We start from the raw sequence: 23117 nt of genomic DNA on the forward strand, positions 1-23117 counted from the left end.
ACCGATCTTCTTCGCCGCGCGCCCTCTAATCTGTCAGTACCATCCCTTGCCAAGCTCGCTCAGGAGTCTTTGATGTCTCTGCGTCTGCCGTTCGCCCTAGTTCGCCTGACGCTGGGGGCCGCGCTCGGCCTGGCCGGCCTTGGCGGTTGTCAGGCCTATCTCGACAATCGCTACAGCGCCAGCCTGCCGCCGTCGCAGGGCATTCAGCCGCTGACCGGCCTGGCAGGCAGCGCGAGCATCCGGCGCAATTCGCTGGGCATGCCGCTGATCGAAACCTCGTCGTTCCACGATGCGCTGTTCGCCATGGGTTACGTCCACGCCACCGATCGTCTGAGCCAGATGGTCAGCCTACGGCTGATGGCTCAAGGGAGGTTGGCGGAGATGGTCGGCCCCGGCGTTTTGGAGACCGACCGCTTCATGCGCGCGGTGAATCTGCGCCAGAACGCCGAGCTGCTCTATCGCGAGTCCTCGCCGCGGATGAAGAAGTTCTTCGAGGTCTACGCCCGCGGCGTGAACGCCTACCTGTATCGCCATCAGGACAAGCTGCCGATGGACCTTGCCGAGTCCGGCTACAAGCCTGAGTACTGGAAGCCCGAGGACTCGGTGCTGGTGTTCTGTTTGCTCAACTTCGGGCTTTCGCAGAATCTGCAGGAAGAAGTGGCGGCGCTGCTGCTGGCGCAGAAGGTGGGTAGCGATAAGCTCGCCTGGTTGCTGCCGATCTATCCGGACGAAGCATTGCCGTTCGCCGAAGCCGACAAGCTCAAGGGACTCGCGCTGGGTGGATCGGTACCAGGGCTGGCGGCGATCGAGCAGGCGGCGCAAAACTTGGCATCGTTGACCCCGACTGGGATGGCTGCGTCGAACAACTGGGCCATTGCCGGCAGCAACACCCGTAGCGGCAAACCGATTCTGGCCAACGACACGCACCTGCCGCTGTCGATGCCTTCGTACTGGAATTTCATGCAGGTCCGCGCACCGAAGTTCCAGGCCGCGGGTGTCACCATCGCCGGGGTGCCCGCAGTGGTCGCCGGTTTCAACGGCAAGCTCGGCTGGGGCATGACCATGGTGATGGGCGACAACCAGGACCTCTATCTCGAACAGGTGCGCCGTGAAGGCTCGCGGTTGATGTACCTGGCCGATGGCAAGTGGCTGCAGGCCCGCGAGCGGCACGAAACCTACTTCGTCAAAGGCGAGCGGCCGATTCGCGAGATCATCTACGAAACCCGTAATGGGCCTCTGCTGAACACGGCGCTCGGCGAGCGCAAGCACCCCTTGCAACCGCTACAGCTCCGCAGTGGTTACGGCCTTGCGCTGAAAACCACGCAGCTGGAGGCCGATCGCACCCTGGATGCCTTCTTCGATCTGTCCCGCGCGCAATCGGTGGATCAGGCCTTCGAGGCGACCCGCGAAATTCGCGCGACGGCGCTGAATCTGGTGTTTGCTGACCAGCAGGGAATCGGCTGGCAGGTCACCGGACGCTTCCCAAATCGTCGCGAGGGATTGGGGCTGGTGCCGTCGCCGGGTTGGGACAATCGTTATGAATGGGACGGCTTCGCTGATCCGATGCTGCATCCCTACGACCAAGATCCTATCCAGGGCTGGCTCGGCACCGCCAACCATCGCAGTGTACCGCGCGGTTACGGGATGCAGCTTTCCAGCTCCTGGTATGGCCCCGAGCGCTATGAGCGCCTGGCAGAACTGGCGGGGCGGGGCAAGCATGACACCCGCAGTACCATCGCGATGCAGTACGACCAAGTCACGCCGTTCGCCGCCAAGCTCAGGGCAATGTTCGAGGCGCCGGGCATGGCCGAGCCATTGCACAAGGCGATCGATGCACTGCCGGCCGCCGAACGCAGCAAGGCGCGAGAAGCGCTGGATCGACTGATGGCGTTCGACGGCAAGCTCGCTGCGGATTCGGCCGATGCTGCGCTGTATGGCGCTTTCCTGCACGAAAGCGCGCGGCAGACGTTCCTCGACGAGCTTGGGCCGGAAGATACGCAGGCGTGGCGAGCGCTGGTGCAGACGGCTAACACGTCCTACTCGGCGCAGGCGGACCATTTGCTCGGGCGCGAGGACAGCCCGTTCTGGAATGACCAGCGGACTGCGCAAACCGAAGACAAGCCGGCGATTCTGGCACGTAGTCTTGCTGGTGCGGTGAGTCTGCTGGAAGGCCGCCTAGGCAACGATCGCAGTGCGTGGCAGTGGGGCAAGCTGCACACCGCCAGCTGGACCTCCGGCGCAACGCAGTTGGCGCCGCATATGCCTGCCAGCCAGCGGAGCAAGATCAACGCCATCGGCAGTTACCTAGACCGCGGCCCCTATGCCATGGGTGGCGATCACAGCACGTTGAATGCCTCGGCCTACAACATGGGGGCGAACTTCGATACCTGGCTGATCCCGGCGATGCGCATCCTCGTCGATTTCGGCCGCGACGAGCCGATGATCGGTCTCAACAGCTCGGGCCAGTCGGGCAATCCGGCCAGCCCGCACTATGCCGATGGTATCGACGCGTGGATGAAGGCGCAGTACATGAGCTTCCCGTTCAAGACGGAGAATCTCGACAAGGTCTACGGCACGCAGCGCCTGTTGCTGACACCTGCTGGTAAATGACGGGAGCGCCGCACCGGCATCAGGCCGGTTGCGGCGCTGCTGGCGCGACTTCCAGAACGCGGATCACGCCTGGCGTCGGGTAGTGCCAGCGTACGTCCACATCCCATAACTGCGCGCCGTAACGCCGTTCGGGCTCCGGCTTCTGATAGGCCGGGCGCGGGTCCTGCGCCAGGCACTGTTCGATGAGTTCGACCAGAGGCTCGCCCAGGCGCAGTGCTTCGCGGCGGGCTTGCAGCAATCCCGATTCCGACCATTGCACCTCAATCAACTCTGGCGCATCGGCGGCCATGTCGTTGCGTGCGTCAGGTAGCGCATCGGCGTAGGGCACGTAGGGTTTGATGTCCAGCACCGGGGTGCCGTCCAGCAGGTCGATGCCGGAAATGAACAGTCGTCCCGGCTCGACCTTATCCAGCCTGACCACCGACTGACCGATGCCATTGGGTCTGTGCGTTGCTCGCGTGGCGAACACGCCAACCATGCGATTGCCGCCCAGACGTGGCGGGCGAACCTTGAGGCGGGGTTTGCTTTCCAGCGCCTGATGGAAGAGAAACAGCAGCCACACGTGGCTGACCTGCTCGAGCCCGGCTACCGCATCACCACTGTCGAACGGCGGCAGCAGTTCCAGCACGCCACGTGCGGCTGGCGCCAGGCTGGGCTGGCGGGGGATGGCGAACTTCTCCTTGAAGCAGGAGCGGACGTAGCCGATCGGCGAGACGCTGTGATCCATGAAGGCGGGCCTGGGAAGCAGTCGGGCGGCTGCGCATCTTACCCGCTATGGCCGCCGGTTGCGCTTCCAGTAGGCCGACACGCACATGCATCGCCGGCCCGCCGTTGACGTGTTACAGGCCGAGCAGATTGGCGACGTAATCAGCATCCTTGTCGCCGCGGCCAGATAGATTGACGAGGATATGGCTTTCCTTGCTCAGCGTCGGTGCGCTGCGGATGGCCCAGGCCACTGCGTGGGCGCTTTCCAGGGCCGGGATGATGCCTTCGACGCGGGAAAGGGTCATAAAGGCGTCGAGGCATTCCTGGTCGGTCGCGGTATGGTAGTTCACCCGGCCGATGTCCTTCAGGTAGCTGTGCTGTGGGCCGACCCCCGGGTAGTCCAGGCCGGAGGCGATGGAGTGCACCGCCGATGGATTGCCGTCTGCATCCTCCAGCACGTAGCAGGCCATGCCATGCAGTTCGCCTGGCTTGCCTTTGGACAGTGTGGCCGAGTGGCGGCCTGGCTTGTCCAGGCTTTCACCCGCTGGCTCGATACCGACCAGCTCGACCGCGGCATCTTCGAGAAAGGCGGTGAACATGCCCATGGCATTCGAACCACCTCCGACGCAGGCAACCACGTGATCGGGCAGGCGGCCATGTTTGGCGAGGAACTGCTCGCGGGCTTCGGTGCCGATGATCGACTGGAAGTCGCGGACCATCTTCGGGAACGGGTGCGGGCCGACCACCGAGCCGATGGCGTAGATGTAGTTGTGCGGGTCCTTCAGGTATTCCTCGAAGGCGCTATCCACCGCTTCCTTGAGCGTCGCGGCGCCGCGGGTGACCGCTACCAGCTTGCAGCCGAGGATCTTCATCTTGGTGACGTTCGGGTGTTCCTTCTCGATGTCCACCTGTCCCATGTGGATCTCGCAGGGAATGCCGACCAGCGCGCAGGCAGTAGCCAGGGCAACCCCGTGCTGGCCGGCGCCAGTCTCCGCGATCACCTTCTTCTTGCCCATGAATTTGGCCAGCAGCGCCTCGCCCAGGCAGTGATTGATCTTGTGCGCGCCGGTGTGGTTCAGGTCTTCGCGCTTCAGATAGATCTGCGCGCCACCAAGCTGCTCGGACAGCCGCCGCGCATGGAAGATCGGGCTTGGCCGACCCACGTAGTCGGCGAACAGTGCGGCCAGTTCCTGCTGGAAGTCATCACGCTGGCGAATTTCCTCGTAGGCGAGGTTGATGTCGTCCATCGCCTGCTTGAGGTGCGGTGGGACCAGCTGGCCGCCATAGGGGCCGAAATATCCGTTGGCGTCGGGCATGGCGGTGAAGCGAGGATCGGACGACATGAACACATCTCTGCAGGTGGAATGGGAAGAAGGATGCTGCTGCGCGGGGCCGATCATAAGTCAGCGCACAATCGCTGAAAACGCCGAGCGGGGGCGGAGCGCTGGGCCGCTCGTGGCGAGGCGATTCGCATGAACGAAGGGTCGGATCAAGGCGCTTGGGGTGGTGCTGATTTCGCTGTGATTCGCGAAATTGACACTTATCGTGTAGGATGCACGCCGATTTCGCCATTATGGGAGCATGATTCAACTTGATTTTTTGTCGGCAGCAGCTTGCCGACGGGCATGGCTGTCATCAGTACGGCCGCTATGCATGCCCATCCCGCCCTTGGTGCGCAGCAATTTCAAGAGATTTGCCCGCCACCTGCCGCAATACGTCGCACCGCGATGTCGTAAAAGCCAGAACAAGTTCAGGAGATAGAACTGATGAACGAGGCTGAGCTCTCGCCCAATGATTCCGAAGCGCCGGCTGACCGGATCAATCCCGTAGTTTTCTACGGTTCCGCAATCGCCATCGTGGCGTTTGCCATATGGACGATGTTCTTCACTGATCGCTCCCAAGCGGTCATCAACACGGTACTTGGCTGGATATCCGACACATTCGGTTGGTTCTACTTTCTCGCGTGCTGGTCTACCTGCTCATCGTGGTGATCGTGGCTACCAGCCGCTACGGCAAGATCCGCCTTGGGCCGGATCATTCCAAACCCGAATTCAACGTGGTCACCTGGGCGGCGATGCTGTTTTCCGCCGGGATCGGCATCGACCTGCTGTTCTTCTGCATCGCCGAACCCATCACCCAGTTTCTCGAGCCACCGGTAGGCGAGGGCGGAACCACCCAGGCCGCGCGCCACGCCATGGAGCTGACCTTCCTGCACTGGGGCCTTTCCGGTTGGGGTGTCTATACCCTGGTCGGCATGTCGCTGGCGTATTTCAGCTTTCGCCAGGGCTTGCCGCTGTCGATCCGCTCATCGCTGTATCCGATCTTCGGCAAGCGCATCTACGGCCACATCGGGCATACCGTCGATACCGCCGCGGTGCTGGGCACGGTGTTCGGCATCGCTACCAGTCTCGGCATCGGCATCATCCAGCTCAACTTCGGCCTCAACTACATCTTCGGCATACCGGAAGGCACGCTCACCCAGGCGGTGCTGGTGGTGCTGATCGTGGTGTTCTCGGCAATCTCGGCGGCGACCGGGGTCGAGCGCGGGATTCGCCGGCTTTCCGAATTCAACATGCTGCTGGCGGTCCTGCTGCTGCTGTTCGTGCTGGTGGTCGGCGATACGGTGTTCCTGCTCAACGCGCTGGTGATGAACGTCGGCGACTACTTCTCCAACTTCATCAGCCTGTCGCTGGACACCTACGCCTACCGCCGACCGACCGACTGGCTGAACGCCTGGACAGTGTTCTTCTGGGCCTGGTGGATCGCCTGGGGGCCGTTCGTGGGCCTGTTTCTGGCGCGCATTTCCCGCGGACGCACCATCCGCGAGTTCGTCATCGGCACGTTGCTGCTGCCGCTGGCCTTCATGATGGCCTGGATGTCGATCATGGGTAACAGCGCCATCGAGATGGTCATGGGCGGTGCCCTCGAATTCGGTCAACAGGCGGTGAGCAACCCTGGCTCGTCGATCTATCTGTTCCTGCAGAGCCTGCCCTGGGCCGGTCTCACTACCATCGTGGTGACCATCCTCGCCATTGTGTTCTTCGTTACCTCAGGCGACTCCGGCTCGCTGGTGCTGTCGAACTTCACCTCCATCCTCAAGGATGTGAACAGCGATGCGCCGGTGTGGATGCGCATCCTCTGGGCGGCGATCATCGGCGTGCTCACCCTGGCGCTGCTGATTGCCGGCGGCCTGACCGCGCTGCAGGGCACCGTGGTGATCATGGGGCTGCCGTTCTCCATCGTCCTGCTGTTCATGATGTACGGGCTGTTCAAGGCATTGCACGTCGAGGGCGTCATGGCCGACAGCTACCAGAAGAGCCTGTCCGGCTATCTGTCCGGGCGCGCTACGCTGGAACACACGCAGATGAACTGGAGTCAGCGGCTGTCGCGGGCAATGAGCTTCCCCAGCCGTTCGCAGATCCGTCGCTACCTGAAGGACGTGTGCAAGCCGGCGATGGAGGAGATCCAGAAGGCGCTGGGCGAGAAGGGCGTGCCGGTGGAGATCGTCGAAGGCGAACCGGGCAACGAGCACCTGGCGCTGCACGTCAATCTGGGCAGCGAGCAGGACTTCACCTACCAGATCTGGCCGGTGCGCGGCACCATGCCGTCCTTTGCCCTGCGCACGCAGAGCGGCAACGCCGACTACTACCGGCTTGAGGTGCATCTGCGTCAGGGCAGCCTGGGTTACGACCTGATGGGCTACTCGCGGCGCCAGCTGATCGAGGACATCCTCGACCACTACGAGCACCACATGCACTTCCTGCATCTGCAACGCGAGAACGGCGGTGGTGAAAGCGGCATGCCCAATCCAGGCGCGGCGCCGACACCCTGACCCTGCACGCCTCGGGCGATCCCCGAGGCGTTCCATTCATGTCGCGGCAGCGTCGATCCGCTGCCGCCACGGACAGTACGAACGAGGTAGAACATGGCCCGTTTCCCACGGCAGCAACTCTATATCCATGGCGGCTACGTCGACGCCAGCAGCAACCAGACCTTCGAGAGCATCAACCCGGCCAACGGCGAAGTCCTGGCCGAAGTGGCGGAGGCCGGTGCGGCCGATCTGGAACGCGCGGTTGAAAGCGCCGAGCAGGGCCAGCGCATCTGGGCGGCACTGACCGGCATCGAGCGGGCGCGAATCATGCGTCGTGCGGTCGATCTGCTGCGCGAGCGCAACGACGAGCTGGCCGTGCTGGAAACCCTGGACACCGGCAAGCCGCTGAGCGAAACCCGCAGCGTCGACATCGTCACCGGCGCCGACGTGCTGGAGTACTACGCCGGCCTGGCTCCGGCCATCGAGGGCGAACAGATCCCGCTGCGTGACAGCAGTTTCGTCTATACCCGGCGCGAACCGCTGGGCGTGGTGGCCGGCATCGGCGCCTGGAACTATCCGATCCAGATCGCCCTGTGGAAATCCGCACCGGCGCTGGCTGCCGGCAATGCGATGATCTTCAAACCCAGCGAAGTCACCTCGCTGAGCGCGCTGAAACTGGCGGAGATCTTCAGCGTGGCCGGGCTGCCCGATGGCGTGTTCAACGTGCTGACCGGCAGTGGTGCCAGTATCGGATCGCTGATCACCGAGCACCCACGCATTGCCAAGGTGTCCTTCACCGGCGGCGTGGCCACCGGCAAGAAGGTCATGGCCAGCGCGGCGGCATCGTCGCTCAAGGACGTGACCATGGAGCTGGGCGGCAAGTCACCGCTGATCATCTGCGAGGATGCCGATCTGGACCGCGCGGCCGATATCGCGGTGATGGCCAATTTCTTCAGCTCCGGCCAGGTGTGCACCAACGGCACGCGGGTGTTCGTTCCGGCCGGTCTGAAAGCGGCGTTCGAGGCCAAGCTGCTGGAGCGCGTGCAGCGCATTCGCCTTGGTGATCCGCAGCAGGAGGAAACCAACTTCGGTCCGCTGGTCAGCTTCGCGCACATGAACAACGTGCTCGACTACATCGCCAAGGGCAAGGCCGGCGGTGCGCGGCTGCTCTGTGGTGGCGAGCGGGTGACTGAAGGCGAATACGCCAAGGGCGCCTTTGTCGCACCGACCATCTTCACCGACTGCAGCGACGACATGACCATCGTGCGCGAAGAGATCTTCGGCCCTGTGCTGAGCCTGCTCGAATACCAGGACGAGGACGAAGTCATCCGCCGCGCCAACGACACCGAGTACGGCCTTGCCGCCGGCGTCGTCACTACCGATCTGGCACGGGCGCACCGCATCATCCATCGCCTTGAGGCTGGCATCTGCTGGATCAATACCTGGGGTGAATCGCCGGCGCAGATGCCGGTCGGTGGTTACAAGCAGTCTGGCATCGGCCGCGAGAACGGCATCGCCTCGCTGGCGTACTACACGCGGGTCAAGTCGGTACAGGTAGAGCTGGGCGAGTTCGCCTCGGTGTTCTGAGGGAGGTTTGAACCATGGAATATGACTACATCATCATCGGCGCCGGCTCGGCAGGTAACGTGCTCGCCGCGCGCCTGACCGAGGACGCCGACGTCAGCGTGCTGCTGCTGGAAGCCGGCGGCCCGGACTATCGGCTGGATTTCCGCACCCAGATGCCTGCGGCACTGGCGTATCCGCTGCAAGGCACGCGCTACAACTGGGCCTACAAGACCGACCCCGAGCCGCACATGAACAACCGCCGCATGGACTGCGGTCGCGGCAAGGGCCTGGGTGGTTCTTCGCTGATCAACGGCATGTGCTACATCCGCGGCAACGCCCTGGACTACGACAACTGGGCCAAGACTCCGGGGCTGGAGGACTGGACCTACCTCGACTGCCTGCCGTACTTCCGCAAGGCCGAGTCGCGTGACATCGGCCCCAACGACTACCACGGCGGCGACGGCCCGGTCAGCGTGACCACACCCAAGGCAGACAACAACGAGCTGTTCCACGCCATGGTGGAAGCGGGCGTGCAGGCGGGCTTCCCGCGTACCGATGACCTCAACGGCTACCAGCAGGAAGGCTTCGGCCCGATGGATCGCACCGTGACGCCCCAGGGCCGGCGCGCCAGCACGGCGCGCGGTTATCTGGATCAGGCCAAGGAGCGGCCGAACCTGACCATCCACACCCATGCCGTCACCGACCGTGTGCTGTTCGAGGGCAAGCGTGCCGTCGGCGTTCGTTACCTGCGCGGCCGCGAGCAGCCACAGGTGGCGCGTGCGCGCCGTGAAGTGCTGCTGTGCGGCGGCGCCATCGCCTCGCCGCAAATCCTGCAGCGCTCGGGGGTTGGCCCTGGCGCGTTGCTGAAGAAGCTCGGCGTCACGCTGGTGCAGGAGCTGCCCGGCGTCGGCCAGAACCTGCAGGATCACTTGGAGATGTACCTGCAGTTCGAGTGCCTGAAGCCGGTGTCGCTGTACCCGGCGCTCAAGTGGTGGAACCAGCCGGCCATCGGCGCCGAATGGCTGTTCCTCGGCAGCGGCATCGGTGCCAGCAACCAGTTCGAGGCTGGTGGCTTCATCCGCAGCAGCGAAGAGTTCGAATGGCCGAATATCCAGTTCCACTTTCTGCCGGTAGCGGTCAGCTACAACGGCAGCAACGCCCATGACGGCCACAGCTTCCAGGCCCACGTCGGCTCGATGCGTTCACCCAGTCGCGGGCGCATCGAGATTCGCTCCACCGATCCGCGGGTCTATCCGAGCATCCTGTTCAACTACATGGCCCACGAGCAGGACTGGCGCGAGTTCCGTGATGCCATTCGCCTCACCCGCGAGATCATCGCGCAGCCCGCGCTCGATCCCTACCGTGGTCGCGAGCTGAACCCAGGCGTGGAAGCACAGAGCGATGCCGAGCTGGACGCCTTCGTCCGCGAGCACGCGGAGACGGCCTATCACCCGTCGTGCTCCTGCAAGATGGGCACGGACGATATGTCCGTGGTGGACGGGCAGGGGCGCGTGCATGGCCTGGACGGGTTGCGCGTGGTGGATGCCTCGATCATGCCGCAGATCATCACCGGCAACCTCAACGCCACCACCATCATGCTGGCCGAGAAGATCGCCGACCGGATTCGCGGTCGCGAGCCGCTGCCGCGCAGCACGGCGAGCTACTTCGTGGCCAACGGCGCACCGGTGCGGCAACCACCGCAGCGTTGACGCGTTCGCCGTCAGGTGGTGGAAAAGGCTTCTCCGTTTTCCACCCTACGCGGCTGGCGCTAATTGGTGTGCAGCGACCGTTGCGCGTAGCCAGAAACGAAAACGCCCCGCAGTAGCGGGGCGTTTTCGTTAGGCGGGGCGGATCAGATCACTTCGGCCCAGAGGTCGTACTCGTCGGCGTGGGTGACGCGCACGCGGACCTTGTCGCCCGGCTGCAGCGGTTTCTCGCTGTCGATGTAGACCATGCCGTCGATCTCCGGGGCGTCGGCCCAGGAGCGGCCGATGGCGCCGTCCTCGTCCACTTCATCGATCAGCACGTCGAGTTCCTTGTCGACCTTCAGCTGCAGGCGCGCGGCGCTGATGGCCTGCTGGTGCGCCATGAAGCGGTCCCAGCGATCCTGCTTGATCTCGTCCGGTACCGGTTCCAGGCCCATGACCTCGGCCGGTGCGCCGTCAACCGGCGAATACTGGAAGCAGCCGACGCGGTCGAGCTGGGCTTCGGTTAGCCAGTCGAGCAGGTACTGAAAATCTTCTTCGGTCTCTCCGGGGAAGCCGACGATGAAGGTCGAGCGGATGGTCAGCTCGGGGCAGATCTCGCGCCACTTCTTGATGCGCGCGAGGGTCTTGTCTTCGAAGGCCGGGCGCTTCATGGCCTTGAGCACCTTCGGGCTGGCGTGCTGGAAGGGGATGTCCAGGTACGGCAGGATCTTGCCGGCGGCCATCAGCGGGATCACGTCGTCGACGTTCGGGTACGGATAAACGTAGTGCAGGCGCACCCACACGCCCATCTTGCCCAGCTCCTCGCACAGCTCGAGCATGCGCGTCTTGACCGGCTGGCCGTTCCAGAAATCAAGCTTGTACTTGAGGTCGACGCCATAGGCGCTGGTGTCCTGGCTGATCACCAGGACTTCCTTCACGCCGGCCTTGACCAGGCGCTCGGCTTCACTGAGCACATCGCCCACCGGACGGCTGACCAGCTTGCCGCGCATCGACGGGATGATGCAGAAGCTACAGCTGTGGTTGCAGCCCTCGGAAATCTTCAGGTAGGCGTAGTGGCGCGGGGTGAGTTTGATGCCCTGCGGCGGCACCAGATCGACGAAGGGGTCATGCTCGATGTTCGGCGGCACCACTTCGTGTACCGCATTGACCACCTGCTCGTACTGCTGCGGCCCGGTGACGGCCAGCACGCTGGGGTGTACGCCGCGGATGTTGTTCTCGTCGACGCCCATGCAACCGGTGACGATCACCTTGCCGTTCTCGGCGATCGCCTCGCCGATGGCGTCCAGCGATTCGGCCTTGGCGCTGTCGATGAAACCGCAGGTGTTGACCACCACCACATCGGCATCCTCGTAGGACGGCACGATCTGATAGCCCTCCATGCGCAGCTGGGTGAGGATGCGTTCAGAGTCGACCGTTGCCTTGGGGCAACCCAAGCTTACGAATCCGACTGTTGGCGTTTTGCTCATCGACTTTGAACCTCGAAAACCGCGCATGAAAAAGGCGCGCGAGTATATAGAGCTGAGCATTTTTTAGCCAGACTGAAAGCGGCGGCGCTCGACCGTTCAGCGGTTCACCGTTCCATTGCCTTGGCCGGGAGCGGGGCGGTCTGGCTGGGCTAAACCTCGAACCATTGGTCGCATGCGGCGGTCGTACTGCGAATCGTGTTGCGCGAGGTGTCAAAAGGCTATCATCGCCGCCTTTATTCAACCGGGGAAATGGACTTCATGAAAACGTTGCTATCGAAAGGCCTGGCGATGACCGCTGCCATGGCGTTGTGCACGAGCGCTTTGGCCGATGATGCGCTGTTCAAGGAGCATGTGTATGGCGCGCCGTTCAGCAAGTACAGCAATCAGGCTGGCTATTACGATTGTTCTGTAGAAATTGGCGCCACCGCACTGTGCATAGATGACGTCAAATTCGTGGGGCACGCTTTTACCGCCGCTTTACTGTTCTCCGGCGACAAGCTTTATATGGTCAGTCTGTTGTCAGCTTTTGAGCAGCAGGCCTATGTACAGGCGGTCGCTGCGCTGGCTAAGACCTTTGCGCTTGTCTCACTGGCTGATGCCAGTTCGCAGCTTGATCTTCTTGATCTGGACCGCCGTAGCAGCCGGCAGGATTTCGCAGCAAAGTTGTCCAGTTACGAAAGCGTGGCGGCTAACGCAGGAAACCTAACCTACACCTTCATCGAAGGCCTGGATCGCGCCAAGAAGCATCCTAATGTCACGACAGCCGTAGCTGCCGCCAAGGACAATACGCGTGTCGCTGAGCTGGTGATAATGGATGACGGCGCTGACTCGATACTTGCCGTCCGTTTTTCGTTTCCTAAACTGGAGGCAAGAAAGCTCAAGGACGCGCTCGCCAGTCCCGTAGAGGATTTTTAGCGATCAGCGATTGGATGTCGCAACTACCGGCGCCGTTGAGGGGCTCTGGCGCGGCAGGTAGCGCTTGAGCCGAAGCGCTGGCGATTCGACGAGGTGCCAGGACAGCACCGCGAGCGCCAGGCTGGCAGCGAAGCCAAGCAGCATGAAGGGAATCAGTGGCAACTGGCCGTCGGTCCAGTGCATCAGAAGCTGCTGGACCGGGAAGCTGAAGATGTACAGGCCGTAGGAGAAGTCGCCGGCCTTGCCGAAGCCGGACAGCCTCGGAATGCGCAGTTGGGCGAGGTAGAGCGTCAGGTAGGGCAGGGTCAGCACGTGCACCAGCTCCCAGTGATCGGTGCGGGCACTCACCAGGTTGGCCGCAACCAGCAGAGCTGCGATTTTCCAGTTCCAGCGAACGAGCTGCCGGTACAGATAGAGCAGCACGCCGGTATAGAAGAACATTCCCAGGCGAGTGGCCTTGCGCAGCAGGTCGCTCTGCATCTCGTAGATCGGCATCAGGTGGAAGTGCACACCCACCATCAGAATCAGGCCGATCAGCGCGCTGCTGCGGCCGAAGACCTTGACGATTCCGAGCGTCAGCACGGTGGCGTACATCAGCACTTCGTAAGGCAGTGTCCAGAGCGAACCGTTGACGCTGTGGGGAAACGGGTTGGCCTCGAATACGCCGGGCAGGCGGAACTCGGTGATCAGCGCGGCGTTGGCCAGGTAGGCGAGCGTGCCGGGGGCGGTGAAGTAATCGCCAAGCGGCAGCTCGGTGGCCAGCGGGCCGATCAGCAGGACCACGAACAGCACCGAGACGATCAGTGCCGGCATGATGCGCAGGGCTCGCTTGGCGGCAAAATCCAGCACGCTGCGGCTGTTCAGCCAGGACGCCGCAATGAGGAAACCGCTCATCACGAAGAACACGTGTACGGCGATATCCGCCGAGTCGTAGCTGCCGCTGAACAGGCGCAGAGGTTCCCGGTCCGCCTGACCGGATAGGCCGTAGCTATGGCCGAACACGACCATCGAGGCGGCAAAGAAGCGCAGGAAATCGAAGTTGTTGTCTCTTGGCGCGGTGGTTGGCGCGTGCATCGGCTCCTCCTTGGAATGGGTTCAGCGCAACGGAAAGGTCTGATGCATCCCCAGCGAACGGTTCTCGCCGTCACGGATGGCCTGCTCGATCAGTTGCAGCCGTTCCGGAACCTGCTGTCGCCGGGCCACGTGCCGCAGCAGGCCGAGGAAGATGCTTCGGTTCAACCGATAGAGCCAGGGTGAGGCGGCCCAGACGTAGGTGTCGAACCAGGCCTGGTTGCGGGCGGTGTAGTAGGCGCGGAAATCGGAATCACCGAGCAGGAAGGCTTCGTAGATGTTGCGGGTGTGCGCCTTGATGTTCCAGGACAGCTCAAGCTCGTCGATCAGCGCATCGGTCACCAGACGCAGACGGCCACCTTTGGCGGTAATGCGACGGGTGTACTCGGTGTCATCGGCGTAGAGCACCAGCTCGCGCAAGGGCACCCCGATCGCCTGGTACAGGCTGCGATGGGCGAGCATGCCGCCATAGGGGGCGAACGGCAGGTCGATGGCCCGCGGCGGCGTGCCTTTTGGCCGGCCCCAGGGCAGGCGGCGCCAGACCTTGTACGGCAGCTGCGCGACGTGAAAGCCGAAGTAGCTGGAACGTGGCTGGATGGCGAAACGGCTCGGTACGCCGCGGGCGATGTCTTCCTGCTGACTGGGGCGAAAGCCCAGCACGGCGGCACGATGCAGCCCTACCTCGTCCGCCATTCGCGCCAGTTCTTCATGCAGCAGACGCACCGCGGCCGCGGTGGGGCCGTTGTCGTCATCCATCATCCAGATGTACTGCGCGCCTTCGGCCAGCGCCGCTTCCAGCCCCACGGCATAGCCGTTGGCCGAGCCGGTGTTCTGCGCCAGTGGGATGATGCGCACCTGCCCTGGCCAGCGGCTGGTGAGCTGTTCGAGTGGTGCGGTCGAGGCATTGCTGACCACCAGTACGCGGGTGATCTGTTCGAAGGCGAAGGCCTGCTCGATCAGTCGGCGCAGGTAAACCAGGCGGTCGCCGTAGGTCACCGTGACGATGGTGGTTTGCCGTCGCACCGGCATCTCGCCGGCGCTGGCGGCGGCTGCCTGTGCACTCTGCTTGCAGGGTTCGACGCGCGCGGTGTTCTGCACGGAATATCTCCTCAGCTCTGTTCAGGCGTGGCCAACGACAGGCAGTCGGCCTGCTGCACGTCGGCTGTCGTGCCTTCTTCGTTGGGGCTGAAGAAGGCGTGGAAGATGCGGATGAATCCATTGCCCGACGGTCCGTCAGGCGCGCCGGGTGCGGGAATGAGTTCGGTGTAGGAATAGCCATCGGCCAGAATCAGCGACGTTCTGGATGTTTCTTCTGTGCTCATGTCTGTGCTCCTGCATGACCCGGTGCTGCGACGCCGGATCAGAATGAATAGCGCCTGCTGTCTGCCGGCGGACTCCAGAACGAACCGGACGCCGGTTCCGCGAATCGATACGGTTGATGACCGGATGGGCTTTCCTGCTGACCGCCGCCATTGGAGCCACAGCGTGGCGTGGAATCGGTTGACGAGTCGCTGTAGGCGATGACGCTCGCACTGCCGGCGCTGGTGCAGGCAGGCAACTGGCTGGACGGGTCGGTCGGTTCGGTGATCAGCGTGTCGGCGTTCACCGCAGCGCTGGCTGGCTCGATCACTACAACGAGAGCGAACCCGAGCGCTCGGGTCACTCTCATCCACTTTTTTACTGTGTTCATCCTTGAAACCTCGTAAGTGAATGGGGTTGATGGGGACTACGCTCAGGCGTGCTTGATCGGCACCACGGCTGCCGGGTAGAGCGGCGTGCTGGGGGCCGGCAAGGGCGCGGAGCTCTGCTGAAGGTCGAAGGCGCTGGCTTCGCGCAGACGCGCGTCGACGAAAGCGCGGATTTCCTGCTGGAAGCGTTCGCTGGAGAAGCGCTCGGCATTGCGTCGGCAGTTTTCCGGGGTGATGCGCGAGCACTGGGCCTCGAACTCGCCGATGGCGGCGCTGAGCGAGGCGGTGGTCTGCTCCGGGTAGAACACGCCCGTGGGTTCGGCATGTTCGAGCCCGCGTACGGTTTCCAGTACGCCGCCGCGCCCGTAGGCGACTACCGGCGTGCCACAGGCCTGCGCCTCGATCGGCGCGATGCCGAAATCTTCTTCGGCGGCGAAGACGAACGCCTTGGCGCGCTGCATGTGTTGCAGCAGCACCTCGAAACTCTGGTAGCCGAGCAGGGTGACGTTGGGCCCGGCCGCTTCACGGGCCTTGTCCATTTCCGGGCCGGTGCCGATGACGATCAGGCGCTTGTCCGGCATGGCCGCGAACGCCTCGATGATCATCGGCATCTTCTTGTAGGGCACCATCCGCGAAGCGGTGAGATAGAAGTCTTCCTTAGCCTCGTGCAGGGTGAACTGGCGGGTGTCGACCGGCGGGTAGATCACCGTGGACTGGCGCCGGTAGCTCTTGTTGATGCGCCGGCCGATGAAGTGCGAATTGGCGATGAACTCGTCGACGCCGCTGGCGGTGCGCTGGTCCCACATGCGCATGTAGTGCAGCAGCATGCGCGCCAGCTTGGCCTTGATGCCGCGCTCCAGGCTCGCTTCGTGCAGGTACTGGTGCTGCAGGTCCCAGGCGTAGCGAATGGGCGAATGCACGTAGCTGATGTGCAGCTGGTTGGGCCCGGTCAGCACGCCCTTGGCCACTGCGTGGCTGCTGGAAATGATCAGGTCATACGAGGACATGTCGAGCTGCTCGATGGCCAGCGGCATCAGCGGCAGGTACTTTTGGTAATGGGTGCGCGCCTTCGGCAGTTGCTGGATGAAGGTGGTGGTGGCGCGCTTGCCGCCGAGGTGGGCACGGTCGGCGTCGGAGAGAAAATCGATGACGGCGAACAGATCGGCGTCCGGCCAGACGGCGCACAGCCCGGCGAGCACGCGCTCGGCGCCGGCATACGTCACCAGCCAGTCGTGAACGATGGCAACTTTCATGGCATGACATCCTTGATCGAGAAAGAGTGAGCAGCGAGGCGGTGAGCCTCAGCGGCTGTGCAGGCGTGCCAGTGGCATCAGGTCGTGTTGTCTGGTCAGGCGCCTGCCGGCGTGAGCCAGCGGCAGATCCAGAAACTGACGGCAGAGCTGGGCGCTGCCGAGGGCCAGCAGCAGGCCGAACACAGCGCCAGCCAGGCTGGCGGTCGGGCCGGTCAGGCCGAGCGCCTGGGGCAGCAGTTCGCTCAGGCGCTGCATCGCTGGCAGCAACAGATAGAGCGAGTAGCTGAGGCTTCCAAGCCAGACGAGCGGCGGTGCCCGTAGCGGTAGTCGGCTGGTGACCAGCAGGAAGGTCACGATGGCCAGGGCATAGGTGAGCAGGTCCCGGGGCCAGGCGGTTGCGTCCGCAGACCAGCCGGCGAGGAAGATGATCGGCAGCACCAGCAGGTAGATTCGCAGCGTGTAGCGCGCATATTCGCGGGCTCGTCTGCGGGCGTAGCTGCTGCTTTCATGCTTGGCCTCGTACCTGAGTGACGCGAAAAACATCAGTGATAGCGCCAGCGGCAGCGTGACCGGTAGCTCTGTGCCCAGCAGCTGCCGCGCCAGGGCGAGCAGCAGCGCCACCGCCAGCAGCACGAGCGCGCAGCTGGTCCGCAGACTGACGCTGTGCAACAGGCCGAGCACCTGCAGCAGCAGGCACAATCCGTAGAACAGCAGGATTGGCAGCAGCGCTCCGTAAGCGCCGATGACCTCGAACGCCATGGCGCCGCCTGGCGCGGCCACACCCGGCAGCCAGGCCGGTGCCGTCGGCAACAGAATGGCGGTCAGCAGCACCGCCAGCAGGTAGACCGGCAGCAGGCGCAGCAGGCGGCGGACGACGAAGCCTCGCCCGCCGTCGACGCTGGTATGCAGGCTGGCCGGCACGATGAAACCGCAGCACAGCAGGAACCAGAGCACCGCCAGCAGTCCGGGGTCCAGGGCGTGCTGCAGTGCCCAGCCGTCTGACAGTGGCAACAGCAGGGTCTGGAAAATCAGGAGTAGGGCTGCGCTGCCGCGTAGCGCGTCGATATGCGCCAACCGTTCCATGGTCTGCCTCGCTTGGTTGATGGAGTTGAGTGTCGGGACTGCATTCGTCGGGCATCAGGGGCGGTCCGATGACCAGGCGATAAAGGACGGCGGGCTGGGTTTGCCCATTAGTGCCTTGTCGATCAGCTGCGACACGGTCTGCGCCGAGCGCTTCCAGGAGTAGCGCTCGACGTTGGCCAGGCCGAGGGTGCGCAGGTCGTCGCGCAGTCGCGCGTCCTGCAGCACGTGGCGCATGCGGCGGGCAATGTCCTCGATGTTCAGGGGCTCGAAATAGAGCACGCTCTCGCCGAGCACTTCCGGTATCGATGCGGCCCGCGCGGCGATCACCGGACACCCGCAGGCCTGGGCCTCCAGCGGCGGAATGCCGAAGCCTTCGTAGAGCGAAGGGAACACGAAGGCGGTGGCGCCCTGGTATTCGCGCACCAGCTGATCGTCGTTCAGCCGGCCGAGAATGCGTACGCGCGGATTGCCATCCATGCTGGAGGTGGAGCCGGAGAACACCGAGTGCGAGTCGCCGACTATATGCAGCTCCACGTCATCGAAGCCTTCCAGGCTGAGGAAGGCCGCGACCATCCGCGCGAAGTTCTTGTGCGCGTTCGGGGAGGACACCGCCAGTACGTATGGCCTGGCATTGCCGCTGCGATCCGCGCCACTCGGCGGATGGAACTTGGCCGCCACCGCATTGGGGACGACGCAGATCTTCTCGCTCGGGTAGCCGTAGTAGCGGGCGATTTCCTTGCGTGAGAAGTCGCTGACGGTGATCAGTGCCTTGATGCGCTTGAGCAGCAGCGGCGTGATGCCCTTGTAGACGCTGCGGAAGGTGCGCGAATAGCTTTCCGGATGGCGCACATAGGTGATGTCGTGATGGGTGGCGATCTGGTTGCGGTAGATCAGCGGTGCCGTGTTGCACAGTGACACCAGGGGCGGATAGCCATGGCGCGCCAGCCAGAGAGGCAGGTCCAGCTGTTCCCACAGATGCCCGTGGTTGCGGCCGATGCGCCGCACCTGCAGGCGCTCGGCGCTGGCGTGCATGCGGATGTCGTCCGGTGCGACGAATGTCAGGTCCTTGCGCATGGCAGCAAGCTCCAGGCAGACCTGTTCGGCAAAACGTTGCACACCGCGGGTTTCCTGGGTCAGGAAACGGGCGTTGATGGCGATCATGTAGGGCTCTCCTTGCGGGGATGGTGTGCGCCGCCGGTTGCTGGCAAGCGGCGAACGCCGGCAGGTGGCGGCTTTGGCGACTGGCGAAGCGATGCGTCGTGCGTGGCGGTCAATGCGGGTTGGCCAGCGCGTGCTGGTCCGGTTGCGTTTCGCCTGGGTGGCCGGTCGCGCGGTCAGTGCATGTCGCGACAGGGGTCAACCGTCGTTCTGCACCGCGCGCAGGCTGATGATTTTCGGGAATCCATCGAGCTCCACCTCGGTGCTGCAGGCTTGGCCTTTGCCCGGACACTTCCACGCGGTACTGGTGACCACACGGCCGTGCTGGGGCTGGGCGGTATCGATCAGCGCTACCTGGCCCGCCTGGCCTTCGGCGTTCTGCAGCTCCACGGTTCGCGGCTTGCCGGTGCTCCAGGCCACCATCAGCTCATCGTCTGCGCGGGCGAATCGCAGCATCACCACGTCACCCGGAGTTTTCTCTTCGCGGCTGAGGAAGCTGTACTGGCTGATGATCGGGCTGATGGAGGCGAGCACCGAATAGGCCGGCTTGAGTGTGAAGTCCTGCCGTACCAGGCCGAAGTTGTGTTCGCGTTCGGTCTTGTCGGTGCCATCGTTGCGGAAGTCGTACCACCACATGCCCTTGATGCTCGGCAGCGTCTTGGCCAGGAAGAAGGCGCGGGCGAGGTAGGCCGCCTGCAGGCTTTCATCGATGCCGCATGCGCCCTGATGGGCAGGCCAGGCCATCTCCGTCAGGTAGAGCGGTACCGGGCGTCCGGCGGCGCGGGTCAGGTCCTTGTCGACCTCGCTCATCCATTCGATCCAGGCCTCTGGGGTGTTGCGCCGCCAGCCGCGGCAGTGCACGTAGGGATGCAAGGACAGGCCGTCCACCGATTGCATCAGGCCGTTCTCCAGCAGGCGCAGGGCGAAACCGGAGTCGATACCCTGGCTGGTCACGGCGCCGGCGAGCACCTTGGCGTTGGGCGCACGCTGCCGGATGATCCCGGACGCATCGGCGATCAGCCTCGCGTAATCCTGGGTGAACTCGGGGTCGCGCGGGTCCTCGACGTCCCATTCGTTCCAGATCTCGTAATAGGCGACCTGGCCTTTCAGCTCTTCGGTGATGAACTCGACATAGCGATTGAATGCCGCCCTTACCGGCTCGCTGCGGGGCTTTTCACCCCCGCCGTAGTGCGAGTTGCCGTAGCCGAGGATGAACTGGGTGCTCAGCCCGTGAGCGGCTGTTGCTTTCAGATAACGGTGCCAGGATGGCTCGATCTTCAATTGCCCAGGGCGGCGCTCGACGTAGGCCCAGTGAGCGTCGGTGCGCACGGAGGTGATGCCGGCATCGCGCATCATCGCGTAGGCGCGGCCGCTGGGGTCGCCCTTGTGCAGTTCATGGGCACAGACGCCGACCACGAAAGGCTCCTCGGTGGTCTGGGCCGGTGTAAACGGAGCAAGGCCAAGCAAGCCGCCCAGCAGCAGGATGTTGAGCGGGGTAGAGCGCTTCGTCATGTGGATCATCCGTGAAGGTAGGTCTCAGGTCAGGTGCTGCAACTCGGGCAGCCGTTGCGCCGCCAGGTTGTTGCTCGGGGCGCGGGCCGGGGTCAGCACGTGGGAGATCGCCAGGCCCAGGAACAGCGTGGCGATGGACACCTCCAGTACATCCGTGGCCCAGGCCACCAGGCAGATGCAGAAAACGATCGGCAGCAACGCGCTGCGCAGTCGCAGGCCCCGTTCATGCAGGCGCAGCATGAGCGGAAAGGTCAGCAGGTAGAGGAGCACACCGAACACGCCGAGCATGCCCCACAGGTACAGCGCGGTATTGTCGGCGACGCTCAGCAGCTCGAGGCCCGGTACGGGATAGACCTGTCCTGCGCTGCCCACCGCACCGAATCCCGCGCCCCACCAGCCCCATCCCTCGCGGGTGATGACCCCGATGAAGTTCGGCCAGCTGTTGATCAGACGGTCGGCGAATGAGGCCAGCAGCGAGCCGTTGTTCGCGGCGTTGGGGTCCAGGCTGAGCACCAGGCTAAACATCGGCAGCATCAGGCCGACCAGCACCGCGATCAGAAAGGCCGTGGCGCTGGCGAAGCGGTAGGCCGTGACGATCAGCATCAGCAGGGTCAGCACGTAGGCCGCCGCGGTGGATTTGTTGGTGGTCAGCACGATGCCGATCAGCGCTGCGATGTAGAGCATCAGGCGTAGCACGCGCGGCTGGAGGAATGCGGCGATGAACAGGCTGTAGATCGCGATCATCACCGACAGCGCGGTGGACATGCGGGCGAAGCCGCCGATGCGGTCGATGTCGTCGAACGCCCACGAGCGGTTGGCGCTCAGTTCCACCTCGCCGACCATGTAGCTGTAGCCCTTCCACGGCACGCTGGTGAGCATGTCCAGGGCGATGCCGACGAAGCAGGCAATCAGGCAGAAGCCGATGATTCGGCGCAGCAGCCCGAGCCGCAACTCCACATGGCGGCCGCAGATCAGACCGAACAGCAGCGGAATGTAGATGAACAGGCTGAAACCGGTGTTGGCCAGCTCCGCGCCATGCATCAGTGCCAGCTGGGCGGAAGTGACAAGCCCCAGCAGCACCAGCCAGAACGCCGGCCAGCCGCGGTAGCGCAGCAGCTCCAGGCCCAGTGCGATCAGGCAGGCAATCTTGGGCAGGTACAGCAGCCAGGAAATCCCGGCCATGTCGAAGTAGTAGCGCAGTGCGCCGGAAAAGGTTTCAGTCAGCAGCAGCGAGGCGACGACCAGCGTCAACAATGTCGGCTTGTCGAATGCCAACGGATTCGAGTCGCGTCGCCGCGGGGTAATCAGCAGGCTCTGGTTCATGGTGGATTCTCGTTCCCTGAAGTGTTTCACGCAGGATGGTCTGGTACTGATCCAGCATGCGTTCCATATCCAGCAGCGGCAGCACGCTGGCCCGTGCCTGGCTAGCGAGCCGCTGCCGCAGTGCGCCGTCGATGTAGAGCCAGAGCATGGCGATGCCGAGTGAGTCGGGATCATCGGGCGAGCAGAGCAGGCCGTTGCATTCGTCGCGGATGATCTCCGGCAGCCCGCCCATGTTGCTGGCGATCACCGGCAGGTTGTTGGCGCAGCCTTCGACGGCCACCAGGCCGAACGGCTCGCCCCACAGCGACGGCACCACCAGCACGTCGATGCTCTGCATGAACTCGTCGCTGTCGCAGTAGCCGAGAAAGCTGACCTTTTTCGGATCGGCCATGGCCTTCAGCTTGGCTTCGTAGTCCAGCTTGCCGCGCCCGGCGATATCCAGCCGCGCATCGATGTCCAGCCGCTGGAACTGCTCGATCAGCCAGCCGACGCCCTTGTTCTCCGACAGCGTGCCGATATAGCCGAAGCGCAGTGGATGGTTACTGCGCTGCCTGGGCTTGCTGCCCTGACCGGGGTTGGCCGGCGTGCAGTTGTGCACCACATGCTGGCGCGCGCCACTGAAATAGCCCTGTGCGGTGATGCGCTCGAGCACGAAGCGGCTGACGCCGATCGCCGTGGCCACTTGCGCCGAGGCGCCGGCGTGGCGGAGACGGAACACCGAACACATACCGCACTGGCGCTGGCAGCTCTTGCCGTGGTTGAACATGGTGTCCTTCGGGCAGAGCAGGTACAGGTCGTGCAGCACCTGGACGATCGGCAGGCCGGTGGCGGTGATTTCGTCCCAGGCGGAAATCGACCAGCCGGTGAGGTTGTTGCAGACCACGATATCCGGCTGCTCCCGCGCGATCACCTCGCGCACGTGACAGCGCATGTCGCGGTTGTAGCGGTCCCGGTAGTGCCAGCCGAGGCGGGCGACGCGACTCGGGCGCTGCTGGGTGTAATGCCAATAGCTGTTCGCCAGGTTGGCGCGATAGACCCGCACACCGTCCTGAATCTGCATGTTCAGCCCGGCATCCGGGCCGGTCGCCAGCACTGCCACCTCACAACCACGCCGCTGCAACCCTTCGGCCAGGTGCCGGAGGATGACTTCTGCGCCGCCGCCGACATGCGGGGTGTAGAACGCATTGAGGAATAGGATCTTCATCGGTTGGCTCGCTGATTGAACCTGTCAGGCTGCTCGCATGGCC

The 23117-nt window shown here is 63.8% G+C and carries 18 protein-coding genes and 1 pseudogene; 5 read left to right on the forward strand and 14 right to left on the reverse strand.

The window, feature by feature from the left end; all coding sequences use genetic code 11:
* Positions 1-72: 72 nt before the first annotated feature.
* Positions 73-2610 carry a penicillin acylase family protein gene (locus IEG05_RS13510; protein WP_191122204.1) on the forward strand — a complete coding sequence of 846 codons (2538 nt, stop codon included), beginning with the start codon at positions 73-75 and terminating at the stop codon, positions 2608-2610.
* Between the two features lie 19 nt (positions 2611-2629).
* Here the strand turns inward: IEG05_RS13510 and tsaA are convergent, their stop codons facing one another.
* The 3 genes from tsaA to IEG05_RS23490 all read right to left on the reverse strand — a co-directional run bounded on the left by tsaA (position 2630) and on the right by IEG05_RS23490 (position 5216).
* A complete protein-coding gene (gene tsaA, locus IEG05_RS13515; protein WP_014820585.1) occupies positions 2630-3337 on the reverse strand; it encodes a tRNA (N6-threonylcarbamoyladenosine(37)-N6)-methyltransferase TrmO in 708 nt (235 codons plus the stop codon).
* 112 nt (positions 3338-3449) lie between these two features.
* Entirely contained in the window at positions 3450-4658 is a 1209-nt protein-coding gene (gene trpB, locus IEG05_RS13520) for a tryptophan synthase subunit beta (protein WP_125898209.1), read from the reverse strand.
* A gap of 243 nt (positions 4659-4901) precedes the next feature.
* Complete coding sequence (locus tag IEG05_RS23490) at positions 4902-5216, reverse strand: hypothetical protein (RefSeq protein WP_263481112.1); 315 nt, start codon at positions 5214-5216, stop codon at positions 4902-4904.
* Between IEG05_RS23490 and betT the strand changes: the two are divergent.
* The 3 genes and pseudogenes from betT to betA all read left to right on the forward strand — a co-directional run bounded on the left by betT (position 5193) and on the right by betA (position 10401).
* Positions 5193-7147 (forward strand): annotated as a pseudogene (gene betT / locus IEG05_RS13525) (choline BCCT transporter BetT). The gene IEG05_RS23490 and the pseudogene betT sit on opposite strands and share 24 nt — an antisense overlap.
* Positions 7148-7240: 93 nt before the next feature.
* Positions 7241-8713, forward strand: coding sequence for a betaine-aldehyde dehydrogenase (betB, locus tag IEG05_RS13530; protein WP_191122205.1), 1473 nt, complete (start codon positions 7241-7243; stop codon positions 8711-8713).
* A gap of 14 nt (positions 8714-8727) precedes the next feature.
* Positions 8728-10401: a choline dehydrogenase gene (gene betA, locus IEG05_RS13535; protein WP_191122206.1), complete on the forward strand. Its 1674-nt coding sequence runs from the start codon at positions 8728-8730 to the stop codon at positions 10399-10401.
* A gap of 143 nt (positions 10402-10544) precedes the next feature.
* On the opposite strand, the gene rimO is transcribed toward betA, so the two are convergent.
* Positions 10545-11867, reverse strand: a complete 1323-nt coding sequence (rimO, locus tag IEG05_RS13540) for a 30S ribosomal protein S12 methylthiotransferase RimO (protein WP_191122207.1) — start codon at positions 11865-11867, stop codon at positions 10545-10547.
* 258 nt (positions 11868-12125) lie between these two features.
* On the opposite strand from rimO, the gene IEG05_RS13545 reads away from it, so the two are divergent.
* Complete coding sequence (locus tag IEG05_RS13545) at positions 12126-12782, forward strand: hypothetical protein (protein WP_046620644.1); 657 nt, start codon at positions 12126-12128, stop codon at positions 12780-12782.
* 3 nt (positions 12783-12785) lie between these two features.
* On the opposite strand, the gene IEG05_RS13550 is transcribed toward IEG05_RS13545, so the two are convergent.
* The 10 genes from IEG05_RS13550 to IEG05_RS13595 all read right to left on the reverse strand — a co-directional run bounded on the left by IEG05_RS13550 (position 12786) and on the right by IEG05_RS13595 (position 23074).
* Positions 12786-13856 (reverse strand): acyltransferase family protein, encoded by a 1071-nt coding sequence (locus IEG05_RS13550; protein WP_191122208.1) that lies wholly within the window; start codon positions 13854-13856, stop codon positions 12786-12788.
* 21 nt (positions 13857-13877) lie between these two features.
* Positions 13878-14951: a glycosyltransferase gene (locus IEG05_RS13555; protein ID WP_191122209.1), complete on the reverse strand. Its 1074-nt coding sequence runs from the start codon at positions 14949-14951 to the stop codon at positions 13878-13880.
* An 11-nt stretch (positions 14952-14962) separates the two neighbouring features.
* Complete coding sequence (locus IEG05_RS13560; RefSeq protein ID WP_125898216.1) at positions 14963-15175, reverse strand: hypothetical protein; 213 nt, start codon at positions 15173-15175, stop codon at positions 14963-14965.
* A 38-nt stretch (positions 15176-15213) separates the two neighbouring features.
* Positions 15214-15543: a hypothetical protein gene (locus IEG05_RS13565; protein WP_031298153.1), complete on the reverse strand. Its 330-nt coding sequence runs from the start codon at positions 15541-15543 to the stop codon at positions 15214-15216.
* 42 nt (positions 15544-15585) lie between these two features.
* Positions 15586-16794 (reverse strand): glycosyltransferase family 4 protein, encoded by a 1209-nt coding sequence (locus IEG05_RS13570; protein WP_191122210.1) that lies wholly within the window; start codon positions 16792-16794, stop codon positions 15586-15588.
* A 48-nt stretch (positions 16795-16842) separates the two neighbouring features.
* Entirely contained in the window at positions 16843-17877 is a 1035-nt protein-coding gene (locus IEG05_RS13575; RefSeq protein ID WP_102831531.1) for an acyltransferase, read from the reverse strand.
* A gap of 54 nt (positions 17878-17931) precedes the next feature.
* A complete protein-coding gene (locus IEG05_RS13580; RefSeq protein WP_191122211.1) occupies positions 17932-19038 on the reverse strand; it encodes a glycosyltransferase family 4 protein in 1107 nt (368 codons plus the stop codon).
* A 195-nt stretch (positions 19039-19233) separates the two neighbouring features.
* Positions 19234-20547, reverse strand: a complete 1314-nt coding sequence (locus IEG05_RS13585; RefSeq protein WP_191122212.1) for a hypothetical protein — start codon at positions 20545-20547, stop codon at positions 19234-19236.
* A gap of 24 nt (positions 20548-20571) precedes the next feature.
* The gene (locus tag IEG05_RS13590; protein WP_191122213.1) at positions 20572-21870 is read right to left on the reverse strand and encodes a hypothetical protein; all 1299 of its coding nucleotides are present in this window, start codon (positions 21868-21870) and stop codon (positions 20572-20574) included.
* Entirely contained in the window at positions 21764-23074 is a 1311-nt protein-coding gene (locus tag IEG05_RS13595; RefSeq protein ID WP_191122214.1) for a glycosyltransferase family 4 protein, read from the reverse strand. The genes IEG05_RS13590 and IEG05_RS13595 overlap by 107 nt, the downstream gene beginning before the upstream one ends.
* Positions 23075-23117 lie beyond the last annotated feature (43 nt).

The organism is Stutzerimonas kunmingensis, assembly GCF_014764705.1.
GTDB lineage: Bacteria > Pseudomonadota > Gammaproteobacteria > Pseudomonadales > Pseudomonadaceae > Stutzerimonas.